At 73.1% G+C, this 15393-nt stretch carries 12 protein-coding genes and 1 pseudogene; 4 read left to right on the top strand and 9 right to left on the bottom strand.

What is annotated here, in order from left to right:
* Nucleotides 1–16 precede the first annotated feature (16 nt).
* The 3 genes from AC067U_RS24840 to fxsA are packed head-to-tail and all read right to left on the bottom strand — an operon-like array spanning nt 17 to nt 3332.
* Entirely contained in the window at nt 17–820 is an 804-nt protein-coding gene (locus AC067U_RS24840; protein WP_478831961.1) for an AAC(3) family N-acetyltransferase, read from the bottom strand.
* A complete protein-coding gene (gene fxsBH, locus AC067U_RS24835) occupies nt 817–3117 on the bottom strand; it encodes a radical SAM/SPASM protein FxsBH, inactivated beta-hydroxylase extension form (protein ID WP_478831960.1) in 2301 nt (766 codons plus the stop codon). Before fxsBH ends, AC067U_RS24840 begins: the two co-directional genes overlap by 4 nt.
* A gap of 29 nt (nt 3118–3146) precedes the next feature.
* Nucleotides 3147–3332, bottom strand: a complete 186-nt coding sequence (gene fxsA, locus AC067U_RS24830; RefSeq protein ID WP_478831959.1) for an FxSxx-COOH cyclophane-containing RiPP peptide — start codon at nt 3330–3332, stop codon at nt 3147–3149.
* 198 nt (nt 3333–3530) lie between these two features.
* Here fxsA and AC067U_RS24825 point away from each other — a divergent pair, with 198 nt between their 5' ends.
* A complete protein-coding gene (locus AC067U_RS24825; RefSeq protein ID WP_478831958.1) occupies nt 3531–4427 on the top strand; it encodes a DUF4231 domain-containing protein in 897 nt (298 codons plus the stop codon).
* Nucleotides 4428–4466: 39 nt separating this feature from the next.
* On the opposite strand, the gene AC067U_RS24820 is transcribed toward AC067U_RS24825, so the two are convergent.
* The 4 genes and pseudogenes from AC067U_RS24820 to AC067U_RS24805 all read right to left on the bottom strand — a co-directional run bounded on the left by AC067U_RS24820 (nt 4467) and on the right by AC067U_RS24805 (nt 8237).
* Nucleotides 4467–4946: a hypothetical protein gene (locus tag AC067U_RS24820; protein WP_478831957.1), complete on the bottom strand. Its 480-nt coding sequence runs from the start codon at nt 4944–4946 to the stop codon at nt 4467–4469.
* Nucleotides 4947–5064: 118 nt separating this feature from the next.
* A complete protein-coding gene (locus AC067U_RS24815) occupies nt 5065–5955 on the bottom strand; it encodes a S1 family peptidase (protein ID WP_478831956.1) in 891 nt (296 codons plus the stop codon).
* A 126-nt stretch (nt 5956–6081) separates the two neighbouring features.
* Nucleotides 6082–6885, bottom strand: a pseudogene (locus tag AC067U_RS24810) (DUF1684 domain-containing protein).
* Between the two features lie 68 nt (nt 6886–6953).
* A complete protein-coding gene (locus AC067U_RS24805) occupies nt 6954–8237 on the bottom strand; it encodes a DUF5685 family protein (RefSeq protein ID WP_478831955.1) in 1284 nt (427 codons plus the stop codon).
* Nucleotides 8238–8524: 287 nt separating this feature from the next.
* On the opposite strand from AC067U_RS24805, the gene AC067U_RS24800 reads away from it, so the two are divergent.
* Nucleotides 8525–8971 (top strand): cell division protein SepF, encoded by a 447-nt coding sequence (locus tag AC067U_RS24800; RefSeq protein ID WP_478831954.1) that lies wholly within the window; start codon nt 8525–8527, stop codon nt 8969–8971.
* An 18-nt stretch (nt 8972–8989) separates the two neighbouring features.
* Here AC067U_RS24800 and AC067U_RS24795 read toward each other — a convergent pair whose 3' ends face one another.
* Nucleotides 8990–10156, bottom strand: coding sequence for an acyl-CoA dehydrogenase family protein (locus tag AC067U_RS24795; protein WP_478831953.1), 1167 nt, complete (start codon nt 10154–10156; stop codon nt 8990–8992).
* A gap of 592 nt (nt 10157–10748) precedes the next feature.
* Nucleotides 10749–12461, bottom strand: a complete 1713-nt coding sequence (locus tag AC067U_RS24790; protein WP_478831952.1) for an MFS transporter — start codon at nt 12459–12461, stop codon at nt 10749–10751.
* 272 nt (nt 12462–12733) lie between these two features.
* On the opposite strand from AC067U_RS24790, the gene AC067U_RS24785 reads away from it, so the two are divergent.
* Both AC067U_RS24785 and AC067U_RS24780 read left to right on the top strand, forming a co-directional pair.
* On the top strand, nt 12734–13849 hold the full coding sequence (locus tag AC067U_RS24785) for a hypothetical protein (protein ID WP_478831951.1): 1116 nt from the start codon (nt 12734–12736) through the stop codon (nt 13847–13849).
* 190 nt (nt 13850–14039) lie between these two features.
* Nucleotides 14040–15044, top strand: a complete 1005-nt coding sequence (locus tag AC067U_RS24780) for a phosphatase PAP2 family protein (RefSeq protein WP_478831950.1) — start codon at nt 14040–14042, stop codon at nt 15042–15044.
* Nucleotides 15045–15393 lie beyond the last annotated feature (349 nt).

The following is a 15393-nucleotide window of genomic DNA, read 5'->3' as shown; positions in this document are numbered from 1 at the left end:
CTCATGGTTCAGTCAATCAGCGTCTGTTTTCGGTCATCCAGGCCAGGGCGTGCTCGACCGCGTCCTGGAGCGAGAAAAGCACGGTCTCCGCACCCCCCCTGGATTCTCCGGGGGGACCCCAGCCGAGCCGCCCCCGGCGTACCAGGGATTCCGGGAACTCCTTGCCGATCAGCTCGAAATCACCGTCGTCGAGCACCACGTCCTCGAACTCGGTCCATTGATCACCCCCCGGTAGGTTCACCACGCACGCGTACTTCCGCAAGGGGGGCTTGGGAATTCGGTACTCCGCGAGGTGGAAGGCGGTACAGACGGAGAATCCCACATTGATCATGAGTACCTCTCCCCCCTCCCAGCACAGCGCCCCCAACGGTGACTCCTCTCCCAGATGGCAGGAGATCCGGTGGTCCGCGCAGAGCCGTTCGGCGTCCCGCCCGAGCGCGGCGAAGGAGGACTGCGGATGGGCGCTGCGGTGCGCCCCGGGGGCCGTCCGGACCGCCTCGGCCAGCGCCCCCATCCGCTGGCTCGGGGTGCGCTCCGGGTGGTAGCCCGGCATCCGCTCCCGGAAGAGCCGGACCTCCTCCTCGGTCATCCCGTCGATGCGGGCCAGATGGGCGGCGGAGGTGGTGGAGTTCTCCGGGGTGAACGTCGGCACCACCAGGGTGCCGCGCGGTCCCAGTACGCCGAGCAGCGCGTCCCGGAGGGTCTCCGCGTCCAGGCCGGTGCCGCCGAGCGCGGCGTGCACCAGGAGCCGGGCCCCGGGACGCACCCCGGCCAGCCGTAACCGCACCGCCAGGGCCAGGGCCCCGGGGGCAGCCGTCACGCCTCCACCGCCTTGAGCTCCCAGCGCATCTCCTCGACCAGCCGCCGCCCGCCGCTGGTCAGCTCCGCCGCCCCGGCGAGCCGGTCCAGGGCCCGCCGGATCTCGTCCGCCTCCCCCGGCTCCCCTCCGGTGGTGGCCCGCCGGTACGCCTCCACGGCCACCCGCTCGTGTACGTCGGCCAGCAGCCGGGAGACCGGCACCGGCTCGCGGCGCCAGGGCGAGCGGTGGCTCCAGGACCCGTCCAGCGCGTACAGGTCGGTCACCTCGGTCAGCTCGCGGAGCCGGGCCCGGCGCCGCCCGGTCAGCAGGGCCAGGGCGGTGTCCCGGACCCCGGCGGTGTGCGGGAGGCCGAGGGCCCCGGGCCCGTGCCGTCCGGCCTCGCCCCAGCCGCCCGCCAGCGGCCCGCCGGCCAGCGGGGTGAGGGTGGTCAGGCCGGCGAGCGCGGCCCGGGCGGAGTCCGGGACGCTGCGGTGGAGCAGGGCCACGGCGGCGTCGAGGCGGCGGATCCACTCCTCGGCCTCGCCGGCGCCCAGCCGCAGCCGCGGCGGCCTGGCGTAGCAGTTGCGGTGGGGATCCAGGTCGTCCAGGGCCACCGCCGGACCGCCCGGTTCGGGCACCCAGCTCCGTACGGGCTCCCAGCGCGAGTCGCCCGCCGCCGGCCCGAAGCGGTGCTCCGAGCGGCCGTCCCGCACCAGGAAGCCCTCGTCGGTGACGGCGAGCGCGGCCCTGCCTTCCGTGCCGGGGTCACCGAGCCGCAGCAGGCCCAGCGTCGGCAGGTACACCTCGCCGTCCCGGTACGGGACCTCGGCGGGCCCGTCCAGCCCGCCGCGGAGCACCGCGGCGGCGGCCAGCATGGCCAGCCGCCGGGCGGCCTCGTCGGGTCCGGCCGGCTCCGGCCTCTCCGGCCTCCCCGGCCGCTGCGCTCCGTCCGCCCCGCCCCGGCGGTCCGGGCGGCCCTCCCGTACGGCGTCCAGCGCGGCCAGCACCCAGCTCCGCGTGTACGGATGGGCCAGTACGGTGTCCAGCGCGGCCGCGCCGGCCTCCCCCGCCGCCTCCACCCCGACCACCCGGGCCCAGGACCGGTCCCAGTCCTCCCGGCCCGCGAGGTCGGCGTGCAACCGGGCCAGCAGGGTCCGGGTCAGCTCCTGCTGGGCGGCGCCGAGTTCGGCCGGGGACGGGGTGGGGACGGCGGTCCTGTTCTCCACCCCGTCGATGAGTTCCCGCAGGTCGGCGCAGTAGACGGAGGGGTTGTCGAATCCGTTGGCGGCCCGGTGGCGGTGGGCGTAGAGGCCGCCGCCGCACGAACGTACGACGGGGCAGCGGCGGCATTCGGCGCTGACCCCGGCCAGTCCGAGCTGCCGGGCCCGCACCCCCGGATGGGCCGCGACCTGGTCGAAGGCGTGGTCGAAGACGTTGAACCCGGTGGCGGCCGCCCCGTCGTAGGCGGTCTTGAGGGAGTCGACCTGCTCCAGCGTCCCGTCGGTCTCGACCACCACCAGGTCGGTGGGGGCCAGCCCCAGGGATTCGGTCAGGCTGGGGCCGCCGCCGAGGGTGCTGAGCAGGGAGGCGAAGAGGCGCACCGGCACCGGGCGGCCGAGTCGCTCCCAGTGGTCGAAGACCGCCAGCAGCCACCGGGCGTAGCTGTCGCGGGTGCCGTCGGGGCGGGGCGGCGGGGTGTCCCAGGTGGCGTGCGGGAGCAGGAAGTCGACCCGTGGGGGTGCGAGTTCGACCAGTGCGTCGAGGACCGCGACGGGGTCGTTCTCCACGTCCACCGTGCAGAGCAGGCCCTGGTACAGGTGGCGGTAGGGCTCCGAACGGAGCAGGGCGAGGGATTCGAGGACCAGCGGGTGGCTGGTGCGGCCGTCGGCGAAGCGGCGGTGCCGGTCGTTGGCGGCGCGGTCGCCGTCGAGGGAGACCCCGACGCGGACGCCGTACTCGGCGAAGAGGTCGAGGTAACGGCTGCTGAGCTGCAGCCCGTTGGTGTGGATCCGCAGGTCCAGGGCGGCGGTCCCGGCGAGGGCCCGGGTGAATTCCTCGCAGACCAGGCGGAGTCGGGCCGGTCCGGCCAACAGGGGTTCCCCTCCGTGGAGGATGACGGTGACGGAGGGGAGTTCATGGTCACGTGCATGGTCGGCGAGCCGCGACGCGGTGCGGGAAACGACCTCCGGGGAGATCACCTTCGGCCGGGCTCGCCAGCTCTGATCTGCGTGTTCATAGACATAGCAATGATCACAAGCAAGATCGCATCTGCTGTGAACCTTCAGGACGATCTCGCGAAAGGCGATCAGGCCGGTCATTCCACCAGTCTAGAGCGGTTGATCCGGGGTCAGAGCGCGGAGTTGAAGATCGGCGCGGAAACAGGACGACCGGATTCCGACGGAAGCACCCGAGCGAGCGCGGTGGCCGCGGAAGCACTGCGGACGTCGATCTCCCCGAGCGGGAGGCGACGGCTCTTTGCGCTGGTCGAAGGGGTTGCGGAAGTCTTCACGGTTCCGTCCTGGGGTGAGGCCATGTGGAATGGGCATGGAAATGACAACAGCGACGCGCTAGTGTCAAGCGTGGACTTTACTCTTCCACGCCCTATTGGCAACCGAGACATGAGGCCTGGTCAAGCGTTCTATCGAAAGAGTGAGCAAGAGGGTTAGCGCCAGAGCAGCCGACTAGGGGGGTCGCTGTGAAGGATTTCTCCGCATCCGGATCACCGGGCAGCGTGACGTTCCGGAACGAGGATCTTCCCGCTCTCTTCCACCACACCGACCGGGCGGCGGTCTCCCGCCAGCGGGAGTCCACGCAGGCCACCCGCGTGCAGCTGCTGCTGCTCGTGCTCGCCGCGGCGGCGGCCGCCCTCCCCTCCGAGCCGCGTCTGGGCTCCGTCGAACTCTTCGGCGCGCTCAGCGTGTCGGCGTACGCCGGGGTGCTCGCGGTGGGCGTCCGGGCGACCCGGCGGCGGGCCCGGCCACAGTGGCAACTCAACCGCAGTGCGGCGGAGTTCATCAAGTCGCTCGCCTGGCGGTACGCGGTGCACGGCGCACCGTTCGGCTCCGGCCCGGAGGACGCCGAACAGACCTACCGCACACGGCTGGAGGCCGGACTCGCGGAACTGGCCAAGATGGGCTGGGAGGACCCGCGGGCGTCCGGCCAGGTGCCGCGGGGCGGCGAAATCACCGGCGCCATGCGGAGGTTACGGGATCGCGGCTACCAGGCACGCCGGGAGACGTACGTCAGGGACCGGCTGATCGAGCAGCGGAACTGGTACCGGCGCCGGACCGAGGTGTCCCGCCGGGCCACCTCCCTGTGGTCCTGGAGCATCGTCCTGCTGACCTGTCTGGGCCTGGCGTTCGCCCTGTTCGGGGCCTTCGGCAACGGATCCGCGGCCCGGCTCACCGGGCTGGTCAGTGCGGCCGCGACGGCCGGGATCGCCTGGAACGAGGTCCGCCGGCACCACCCCCTGATCGAGGCGCACACCCTCATCGAGCAGGACCTCGCGGCGATGATGGTGGTGATGCAGACGACCATCACCGAGCAGCAGTGGCCCTCGGCGGTCTACGAGACCGAGCGCTACGTCTCCCCCCAGCACACCGACTGGCTTGCCCGGCACAGCAGTTGACGTGTCATCAGCGCGAGGCGCCGCCGGGGCGGGGTGCCGTCAGTCGCGGGTCGCGCCGGCCCGCCAGATGACCGTGACCGGCTTCCCGAGCCCGCGCGCGTAGGCCACGATGTCGCCCGTACCGCCCAGGCCCCGGGCCGGCAGGCCGTCCCAGACGGCCACCAGCCGGTCGCAGGAGTCCGCGATCCAGGTGCCCGCCGCGTAGTACGCCTCGTCCGTCGAATGGGCGAAGTCCATCCGGATCTCCTGGGCCGCCCGCCGCCTCAGCCGGTGGTAGCCGTCCAGCGAATCGGCGTCCTCGAAGGCGTCCTCGTAGTCCTCGCTGGGGATCACCACCGTGAGGTCCGCCCCGCATTCCAGGGCGATGTCCGCGAAGAGCTGGTCCGCACCCTCGGCCAGGCTGGAGAGCGCCTCCAGCGGGCCCCGGTGGCCGCCGAGAACCTCCCGGAGCCGGCCCTCGACGTACCCGAGCAACTCGGCGGGGATCGCCCGGTGCCCGGTCACTCCGATGCGCTTCATCCGCACTCCCCCCGAAGCCGCGTGTACCCCCCGTGAACCCCTGGACATCCTCCCAGAAGGCGGGGGGACGTCCAGGGGGCCGCACGGGCGCGCAGGGATCAGCCGGTGTCAGGGGGGATCAGTAGACGCTCACTCCATAGGCGCTCAGCGCCTCGGTGACGGGCTGGAAGAAGGTCGTCCCGCCACTGGTGCAGTTGCCGCTGCCGCCGGAGGTCAGGCCGACCGCCCGGGTGCCGGAGTACAGCGGGCCGCCGCTGTCGCCGGGCTCGGCGCACACGTTGGTGCGGATCATGCCGTACACGATGTCGCCGCCGCCGTAGTTCACGGTGGCGTTCAGTCCGGTGACCGAGCCGCTGTGGGTGCCGGTGGTGGAGCCCCGCCTGGTCACCGACATGCCCACGGTGGCGTTGACCGCCGAGGTGATGTCCTGGCCGCCGACCGTGCCCGGGTGCGAGAGGGCACTGTTGGAGTAGCGGATCAGGCCGTAGTCGTTGCCCGGGAAGCTGGACCCGACGGTCGGGCCGATGCTGGTGGTGCGGGCCGAGTTCGTGTACCAGGTCCCGGCCCCGTCGGTGCAGTGACCCGCCGTCAGCACGTAGTAGGTGGTGCCGCTGCGCACGTTGAAGCCGGCCGAACAGCGCCAGCTCGCGGCGTAGATGGCGTCGCCGCCGGACAGCAGCTTGGTGAACTTGCCGGAGGTGCGCTCGATGCGCAGGGCCCCGGCGTCGCGGCCCGCCTCCCGCTTGATCTTCGCGAGGTCGGCGGCGCTGACGGTGGAGTCGGCGGTGACCACCAGGGTGCCGGTGGCCGGGTCGGTGTGCCAGGCGGTGCCCGCGACGTCGGCGCGCAGCACGGAGGCGTCGGCCGCGGCGAGCCGGTCGGCGCTGTAGCCGCCCGAGGGCGTGTCGTCGGCGGTGGCCGCCGTGGCGGGTACGGCGAGCGCGGCGACGGCGGCCAGGCCTGCCGCGATCGCGGCCGCCCGGGTGGGGGTGATGCGCTTGATCCTCACTTCTCGTCCTCCCGTGGGGGGTGTGTGGGGGTTCCGTGAGGCGCAGTCAGGCGCGCTTGGCGAAAACCCGGATGGGGATTTTGACCGTGTCCTGACAAGCGCTGCTCGGGAGTCTCGTGTCCTTCGTCAGCCGTCGGCAAGGGCTGGATTCAGCCTCCGCTCACCTGCGGCCGCCCCGAAGGGCAGCGGGTTGCCGGGCGGCGGGGACGGGCAGATGCAGTGGCCGGTGAAGGCGCGGGGCGGGAGCTGGGCCCCGGTTGAAATCGACGGTGACGGAGCCGTCGGCGGCCGGGGCGCCCGGCTTGAGGAAGCGGAAGCCGCGGCTGGAGCGTCCGCCGGTGGCGTCGCCGAACACGGCCCACAGACCGCCGTCCCGTCCGTCGACCGCGACCTGGAGGCTGTGCCGGACCCCTTGACGGTCGAAGCTCGGCTCGCCGCCGAGGCCGAGGCCGCGGCGCCGCCCCTCCGCGTTCTCCACCTGCACCGTCCGGTGCTCCTCGTACGGCCGGAACCTGCCCGGCAGGGCGTGGCCCTGGTCGTACGGGTGACCTCGATGCCGGCGAAGCCGCGGCGGGCCGCGGACCCCGGGTCGAAGACCCGGACCGCCCACAGCCCTTCGCGGCGGATCAGCATCAACCGGAGTCCGCCCACCGCCAGGCGGGACCGGGCCGGCGGGCCCTCGTCGGCGCCGAGTCCGGCCGCTCCGGCGAGGGGCTCGCCGTCGAGCCGGACAGCGTCTGCGGCGGTGGCGGTGAGGACCACCCCGCCGGCGTCCTCGCGCCACCGCCCGGGAACGGCCGGAATTCGACCTTCCGGGTACTCGGTGAGCCAGAAGGTGCCGATGAGGGCGAGGGGACCGTACGGGGCGGATACCGCCTCCACCCGATGCCGGCGCCACTGCCGCCAGGCCTCGGCTGCGTCGTCGCTCATGCCGTTGAAGATTTCCACACCTGCCCCGGGCATGCGGGTGCGGTAGGCCGTACGGACCTGAGGGTCCCTCAGCAGCCGTCGCAGGGGCAGCAGCAGTCACAGCCGCCGCAGCCGCAGTCGTCGCACTTGTGGCAGCAGCCCTCCCGCTTCTTCCGGGACCAGGGCCCCTCGTACTCCTCGGCGCAGCACAGCTTGCAGGTGCAGAACAGGCCGATGGCGACGGCGCAGCCGGCCCAGAAGCCTCGCGGCTGCGGCCGCTGCGGCTGCGGGGCGCCGAAGAAGCCGGGGCCGCCGGGCGGCATGCCCCCGCCCGGTCCGCCGGGCCCGCCGGGCCCGCCGCCACCGTACGGATTGCCGCCGTACGGGGTGCCGCCGTGGGGATTCCCGCCGTACGGGTTCGGGCCCCCGCCCTGGCCGCCGTACGGGGCGGCGGCGCCGTGCGGACCGGGTCCGCCGTACGGGCCCTGGGCCGAGTTCATCGCGGCGTGTCCGCACGAGCTGGTGCCGAAGGCGCGGTCCACCGAGCTGCGCAGCTCGTGCACGAGCAGCCGGTGGGCGAGGCCGCCGTCCGCGAACTCGGCGTCGCGCAGCGCCAGCCGTATGCCCCGCAGGGCGTCCTCGCTCAGCCGCCGGGCCTCGGTGAGCGGGGTGCCGGTGGCGTCGAGGGGGTTCCAGGCGCCGGAGGAACGGTCCTTCTCCAGGTCCTCGACCGCGTCGAGGAGATGCGCGAGCCGCCCGAAGTAGCGGCCGGCCTCGGCCAGCGCGGTGGCGTTGCCCGGCCGTCCCGCCAGGGCCGCGGTGTGGGCGAAGGCGGCGGCGGTGGCGGTCTCCGTCGGCTCGGTCACCACGAGCAGCGGGGTGCCGGGGCCGGCCAGGGCCTCGATGCCGGTCTGCCGGTCCACCGCGTCGACGAGCACGGCGGTGTCGAAGCCGAGCGAGGCGCCGGTCCGGGCCCCGGCCCGGTCCCAGCCGCGGGCCACCGCGCGCGCGGCGGCCGCGATCGGCGCCCGGGCCAACAGCCCGTCCCGGTCGGCCACGTGGTCGCGCACCTTGGCGGAGGCCAGCACCAGCGAGACGGCCGCGGCGAGCCGGGCGCCCTCGCCGTTGGCCACGGGAGCGGTGCGCATGCCGCGCAGTGGACAGGGTCCGGCGGTGCGGCGGGTACCGGCGACCGGCCCGGACTGAGCCTCCGTCAGAACGGAGACCAGCAGCCCGTCATAGTTGGTCACGATCCGCGAGGCCTGTCCGTGTTCGCCCCGAAGTGCCAGGCAGAGGCCGCAGAGATGGGCCATCCACTCCGTCTTGTACCGCTCGCCGAGCCGGTGCGTGCAAGGTCTGACGATGCCGAACAAAGTGGATCCCCCGGGTGTTGCGCGCCTACATCCGGGGCATCGTATCCAGCCGGTGCCTTCACCCGTACGTCCCCCGTGGCCACCCGGACGGAGGCAGTGGTCGTATTTTCACTCAGACAGCAGCGGTAGCTCCCTTGAACCCTGAGCGTGCACCGGATGTTCTGCACCAGTACCGTCACGAAACTCCTGCGCGGCGGCTATCCACTTGGCGCGTTGTCAGCATCATGGACGACCATAGGGATTGCGGAGATGACACAAACGACAGCCGCGATGAAAGGAGGCGTCCCATGGGTTCGGTGCGCAAGGCGAGTGCCTGGCTCGGTCTCGTCGAGGACAGCGACGACGAGCGCTACTACGACGACGAGTACACGGAGGCTCCGCAGGGTTCGCACACCGGCGACCAGTGGGTCACCGACCCCCGGGTGAAGGTGGCCTCCGACTCGGCCGTCGAGCGCGGCCGGCGCATCGCCACGGTCACCCCGGACGGCTTCCGTGACGCCCGCGGCATCGGCGAGCTCTTCCGCGAGGGCGTCCCGGTGATCGTGAACCTGTCCTCGATGGACCCGGCCGACGCCAAGCGCGTGGTCGACTTCGCGGCCGGTCTGACCTTCGGCCTGCGCGGCTCGATCGAGCGGGTGGCGACCAGGGTCTTCCTGCTGACCCCGGCCGACACCCAGATCGTGAGCGGCGAGCCCGGCGGCCGGGCCACCGGAGGCTTCTTCAACCAGAGCTGAGCGGGGCGCTCACCCGACTCACCGGAAGGCGTCGAGCCCGGTGAGTGCCTTGCCCAGCACCAGCTGGTGCATCTCGACGGTGCCCTCGTAGGTGAGCACCGACTCGAGGTTGGTCGCGTGCCGCATGACGGGGTATTCGAGGCTGATCCCGTTGGCGCCGAGGATCGTGCGCGCGGTGCGGCAGATCTCGATCGCCTCGCGGACGTTGTTGAGCTTCCCGAAGCTGATCTGCTCCGGGCGGAGCGTGCCGGCGTCCATCCTGCGTCCCAGGTGGTGGGCGAGCAGGATCCCCTTGTGCAGTTCCAGCGCCATGTCCGCGAGCTTGGCCTGGGTGAGCTGGAAGCCGCCGATCGGCCGGCCGAACTGCTCCCGGGTCCGCGCGTAGTCGAGCGCCGCCTCGAAGCTGGCGCGGGCGGCGCCCATGGAGCCCCAGACGATCCCGTAACGGGCGTGGCTCAGACAGCCGAGCGGCCCCTTGAGCCCGGTGACGCCGGGCAGCACCGCGTCGGCGGGCAGGCGTACGTCATCCATCACCAGCTCGCTGGTGACGCTGGCCCGCAACGACCACTTGTGCTTGATCTCCGGGGCGGAGAACCCCGGCGCATCGGTGGGAACGGCGAACCCGCGGATCCCCTCGTCGGTCTGCGCCCAGACCACGGCGACCGCGGCCACCGACCCGTTGGTGATCCACATCTTGCGCCCGTTCAGCACCCAGTCGCCGCCGTCGCGCTTGGCGTAGGTGCGCATGGCGGCCGGGTCGGAGCCGACGTCGGGCTCGGTCAGCCCGAAGCAGCCGATGAGCTCGCCGGCGGCCATGCCGGGCAGCCAGCGCTGCTTCTGCTCCTCGGAGCCGTAGCGGTGGATGGCGTACATGGCGAGCGAGCCCTGCACGGAGACGAGGGAGCGGATGCCGGAGTCGGCGGCCTCCAGCTCCAGACAGGCCAGCCCGTACTGCACGGCACTGGCGCCGGCGCAGCCGTAGCCCTCCAGGGACATGCCGAGCGCGCCGAGGGAGCCGAGCTCCCGGGCCAGCTCCCGGATCACGGGGAGCTCGCCCGTCTCGTACCACTCGGCGACGTGCGGCAGCACGCGGTCGGCGGCCCAGCCGCGGACGCTGTCGCGAATGGCGAGGTCCTCGGGACTGAGCAGCTCGTCGATTCCGAGGGGATCGGTGGGCACGAACACGGTGTCGCCTCCGGCGGGGTGCGGGTTGTGCGGAACCTTGCACTGTGAGTTTTCCGCGCCGACGCTAACCCGCGCTCCCCGCGCGGGCAATCGCCGCCCGGCCCGGCCGGCCCTCCCGGGCCTGGTAGGCCTCCCACGTTCCGGGTGCGTGCAGACGCCCGAGGTCGGTGCGGGCAGGCGTCCCGCAGGGCTCCGCCGCAGCCGTGCCCGCGCCGGGCCGGGCGTTGCCTTGCCGGCCCCGGCACCGGCCCGCGCCGGGGCTGCGCCCGGCCGGGGTTCGACCCCTGTACGGGGTCGGGGCGGGGGAGGCTGCGCGAAGCCCTCGCGGAACCGGGGTGCCGTGTGCCCACCTCCCCCAGACTCCGTCCGGGGGGACCCCCACCCCCAAGCTCTCGGCTTCGCTCGAGCAGGGGGGACCCCCATCGCCCTGCGGCACGCCTGCCCACACGGCCGGCGCCTTGGGCCCGGGCGCAACCCCCAACGGGGGCCGGGGCGGAGCCCCGAAGACTGCCGGGGCACAGCCCCAAAAGGGGCCCGGGGCGCAGCCCCGGTGCGGGAAGGGGTGGGGAGGGGAACTGGCTCCGCGCAGCGGTCAGGCGGGGCGGCTGAGGGCCGCGTCGGCGTCCGACTTGGCCGGGGCCGGGATGCGCACCCGGGCGGCGTGTTCGGCCGGACCCGAAGCCGGACCCGAATCCGCAGCCGCGGCAGGGGCGGCAGCCCCGGCAAGCTCCGGAGCGACCGCTTCGGCAGAGCCGGACGGAGCCGCGTCCACCGCACAGTCCATGACGCGCGGCAGCTTCAGCGCCATCACCGCGCCGGCGAGCAGCAGTCCCGCACTCACCATCAGCGTCACGTGCAGGCCGTGCACGAACGACGCCCGTGCGGCCGCGTACAGCGCGTCCCCCGCCGGCCCGCCCAGCGCGGCCGCGATCTGGTACGCCTCGCCCAGCGAGTTCGTCGCCCCCGCCGAGTCCGCCGCCGGCACGCCCGCCACATGCGCCAGCCCCGGTGCGTAGGCCGCGTTCATCACGCTGCCCAGTAGCGCGATGCCCATCCCGGCGCCCAGCTGGTACGAGGTCTCGCCGATGGCCGCGGCACCGCCGGCCGTCTCCGCCGGAGCCTCGCTCAGCATCGATTCGTACGCCGCGAACAGCGTGGTCTGCAGGCCGAAGCCGAGCAGCACGAAGCCCACCGTGAGCAGCAGCGGCCGGTCGTGCTGCCCCATCAGGGTCAGCAGCAGCACGGCCAGGGCGGTGAGCAGGAAGCCCAGCGAGACCATCGCCCGCGGGCCGATCCGGTTCAGCGTGTACGAACCGGTGCCGCCGGCCGCCATGGCGGCGAAGGTCAGCGGCAGCAGCCGCAGGCCGGTCTCCAGCGGGGACAGGTGCAGCACCAGTTGCAGGTACTGGACGGCGATGAGCTCCAGGCCGACCAGCGCCAGCATGGCGAGCACGATGCAGCCCACCGAGGTCGTGAAGGTGACGCGGGAGAACATCCGCATGTCGATGAGCGGGTGCTTCCGGCGCTTCTGGCGGCGGACGAACAGCACCAGCAGCACCGCTCCCACGCAGAGCGGCACGAGGGCCTGGACGTCCAGGAAGCTCCGGTCGGCGCCGGCCCGCTTCACACCGAGCACCACGCCCAGTACTCCGGCCGCGGCCATCAGCGCGCCGACCACGTCCCACGGACCGTCGGTCTCGCCGCGCGACTCCGGCAGGAGCCACCGGCCGAGCGGGAGGATCAGGGCCATCAGCGGAATGTTGATGAGGAAGACCGAACCCCACCAGAAGTGCTGGATCAGGAAGCCGCCGAGCACCGGTCCGCTGGCCGCGCCGATCGCGGCGACGGCGGTCCAGATGCCGATCGCCAGGGCGCGTTCCTTACGGTCCGGGAAGACCTGGCGGAGTATGGAGAGGGTGGCGGGCATGATCATCGCGCCGCCGATGCCGAGCAGGGCCCGCGCCGCGATCAGTACCTGGGCGTTGTCGGCCAGGGCGGCGATGGCCGAGGCCACGCCGAAGAGGCCGTAGCCGAGGAGCAGGATGCGGCGCCGCCCGACCCGGTCGCCGAGGGTGCCGAAGAGGATCAGCAGCGAGGCGCACACCAGCGGGTACGCGTCGACGATCCACAGCAGCTCGATCGAACCGGGACGCAGGTCCTCGGTGACGGAGGGGACGGCGACGTGCAGGATCGTCGCGTCGAGCGCGACGAGGACCAGGCTGATGCACAGGACCGCCAGGACCACCCAGCGGTTGGCTCCGCCCGCGAGCGCGGTGAGCCGCTGCCGGGAGTTCGGTCCGGACATGCATGTACCTCCCAGGTGATCCCTCGCGTTCGGTGGACCAGTGTCGTGACGTGCCGCAGGTGGGCGGCTTGGTTGACGGGGCCCGGCATCGACACGCGAGTGAACGGCCAGCGTACGCGAGTTCGGTCAGGGGTCACGTGGCCAAGCTCTCACCCCGTCGGCCCCCGGCGTGTGGCGTGCGCCACTCACCTCCCCTCCCCGTACACGCCCGGTCACGGCCCGTGGTTCTCTCCGGCCCTCCTCCGGTCGCCGTGACGGCACCACCGATAATCATGCCCGTGGAAGATCTCGCCGTTCGCCGGGCCGCGCCCGCGCTGCTCGCCTTCGCGGCCGTCCGGCTGCTGGTGCTGGCGGTGCTCGGGGTGTGGTGTGCGGCGGCGGGCAGCAGCCCGCACACCTTGCTCTCGGCCCGTTGGGACTCCCTCTGGTACGCGCGGATCGCCGCCGAGGGCTACGGCTACGAGGTGGTGCTGCCGAACGGGGACGTGCACTCGAACCTGGCGTTCTTCCCCCTGCTGCCCTGGCTGGAGCGGGCCGTCTCGGCGGTGACCGGGCTGTCGTACGGCTCGGCGGGCCTGGTGGTCTCGGCGCTCGCGGGTCTGGCGGCGGCGTGGGGGATCTTCGCCATCGGCGATCTCCTCTACGGCCGCCGGGCGGGCGTGTGCGCGGCGGCGGCCTGGGCGGCGCTGCCGGTCGGGATCGTGCAGTCCATGGCCTACAGCGAGGCGCTGTTCACGGCGCTGGCGGCGTGGTCGCTGTACGGGGTGCTGCGCGGCCGCTGGATCACCGCGGGCCTGCTCGCGGCGGCGGCCGGGCTGACGCGTCCGGTGGGCGTGGCGGTGGTGGCCGCGCTGTGGGTGGCCGCGGCCCTGGCCGTGCGGCGGGGCGAGGCCTCGTGGCGAACGGCGGCGGGAGCGGTGCTGGCTCCGGCGGGCGCGGCGGCGTACGTGCTGTGGGTGGGGGCGCGCACCGGCGAGGGGGTGCTCGGCTATCTGCGGGTGCAGGGCGGCTGGGGCAACGGCTTCGACGGCGGGTTCGCCTTCGCCCGGTTCATCGCGGCGAAGCTGGGCTCTGCGGCGTGGCCGGCCGGGGTGGGGCTGATCGCCGGGGTGCTGCTGGTGCTGTGGCTGTACCGGCTGTGCCTGCGCCAGGGGCAGCCGGTGGCACTGCTGGTGTACTGCGGGGTGGTGGTGGCGCTGGCGCTGTGCGCGTCGGCGTACTTCGGGTCGAAGCCACGGCTGCTGCTGCCGGCGTTCCCGCTGCTGCTGCCGGTTGCGGCGGCGCTGGCGCGGATCCGTACGGCCCGGGCGGCGGCCTGGCTGGGCGGAGCGGCCGCGGTCGCCGCGGTGTACGGGGCCTTCTGGCTGAACGGTTCCGGACCGCCCTGACGGAATTCATAATTCCGACCCGAATTGTTGGTCTCGCAAAAAGCTGTGGACGGGGTGCGGAGGAATTGACGAAGGCCGGGCGGGATTCCCCTCGATAAAGGCCCGACTGAGACCTACTCCACATCACATGGTCATCACAAACACGGCGATTCGCGCGGGCGCCCCACTCGCGCCCGGTAACGTCGATTGAGTGCGTACCGACCCGTCATTCACCCGTCTGGAGCGGCTGTTCGCCCGCCTGGACCGTGAACCCGAACGACCGGCTCATCTGCAAACGCCGCAGATGAGCCGGCACCGTGTGGTGCTCTTCGCTTCGACCCTGGTGTTCTATCTGGCCATCGTGGTGGCCGTGCTGACCACGTCCTGGCTGGTCCGGCTCGACTGGCAGGTGATGTTCTGGCGGCCGTACGAGCAACTGCCGGAGCTCCACGCCTTCCTCGACTACCTGGTGGTGCTCGGTCAGCGCGGCCCGACGGCCGTGATGGTCGCCGCGTGGCTCGGCTGGCGCTCCTGGCGGCAGCACACGCTGCGCCCGCTGATCACCCTCGGGGTGGCCCTGCTGCTGCTCAACATCACCGTCGGCGCGGTGAAGCTCGGTCTGGGGCGGCTCGGTCCGCACTACGCCACCCGGATCGGTTCCGCCGAGCTGTTCGCCGGCGGGGATATATTTCCGTCGGGCCACACCGCCAACGCCGTGGTGACCTGGGGCATCCTCGCCTACCTGGCCTCCACCGTGCGTACCCGGCGCAATCTGTCGGTGCTCTCCGCCGTGGTCGCGCTCAGCGTCGGCGCCACCACCGTCTACCTGGGCACCCACTGGGTCAGCGACGTGCTGCTCGGCTGGGCCGCCGGCCTGCTCATCCTGCTGGCGCTGCCCTGGTTCGAGCCGCTCATCGCGCGCACCGAGAGCTGGGTCTTCGAGCTGCGCGAGCACCTCCGCGAGCGCCGCGCCGGACGCCGGGCGCCGGTACCGGTCCCCGTTCCCGCGCCGGTGGCCGTGCGCGCCGCGCACGCCGCGGCGCCCCGGCCCGCTGCGCACCTCACCCTCCGGCCGCACATCATCCGGTCCGAGCGGACCCCTGCGGCCCCGGCCGGGAGCCGGCGGCCGACCCACGCCGCCGCCCACGCCGCGCACCCGGTGCACGCGGACCGGACCGCGCGGAACCCCTCGGCCCGCCCGGTCGCGGGGAGCTGATTTCCCGCCGCGCGCGGGGGCTGCCACGCACACACCGCCCCCGCGCGTCAGCGGCAGGGACATACCTTCAGCCGAATCGGGTCACGCTTAGGTCACGAAATGTCGACAAGTGTTTCACCGGCCCGGCTCACCCGAACCGGCGGATTCCACGGCCCCGCAATTGGGTTCGGTCATGCGACACGCCCGACGTGAAGACCCTTCTGCATTCCCTGCGCGGGACGCGGGAATTACCGCACGGCCATTCCCGCCGGGCCGCTCCCGCAGCGAATCCGAAGGGGTGTCGGCCGGCCCCGGCCGAGGCGCTCACAGAACCCTCACTTCTCCCCCACTGGCGCGTCCGCGCCGCGTA

It is taken from the genome of Streptomyces sp. NPDC043853, from assembly GCF_056436025.1.
This window is presented reverse-complemented; position numbering and strand designations above follow the sequence as displayed.

What these genes read in the sequence shown, in the direction of transcription:
- AC067U_RS24820 (WP_478831957.1), bottom strand. Translation starts at nt 4,946, where the DNA reads ATGAAGCGCATCGGAGTGACCGGGCACCGGGCGATCCCCGCCGAGTTG.
- AC067U_RS24785 (WP_478831951.1), top strand. Translation starts at nt 12,734, where the DNA reads ATGCCCGTGGAAGATCTCGCCGTTCGCCGGGCCGCGCCCGCGCTGCTC.
- AC067U_RS24800 (WP_478831954.1), top strand. Translation starts at nt 8,525, where the DNA reads ATGGGTTCGGTGCGCAAGGCGAGTGCCTGGCTCGGTCTCGTCGAGGAC.
- fxsBH (WP_478831960.1), bottom strand. Translation starts at nt 3,117, where the DNA reads ATGACCGGCCTGATCGCCTTTCGCGAGATCGTCCTGAAGGTTCACAGC.
- AC067U_RS24790 (WP_478831952.1), bottom strand. Translation starts at nt 12,461, where the DNA reads ATGTCCGGACCGAACTCCCGGCAGCGGCTCACCGCGCTCGCGGGCGGA.
- fxsA (WP_478831959.1), bottom strand. Translation starts at nt 3,332, where the DNA reads ATGGCCTCACCCCAGGACGGAACCGTGAAGACTTCCGCAACCCCTTCG.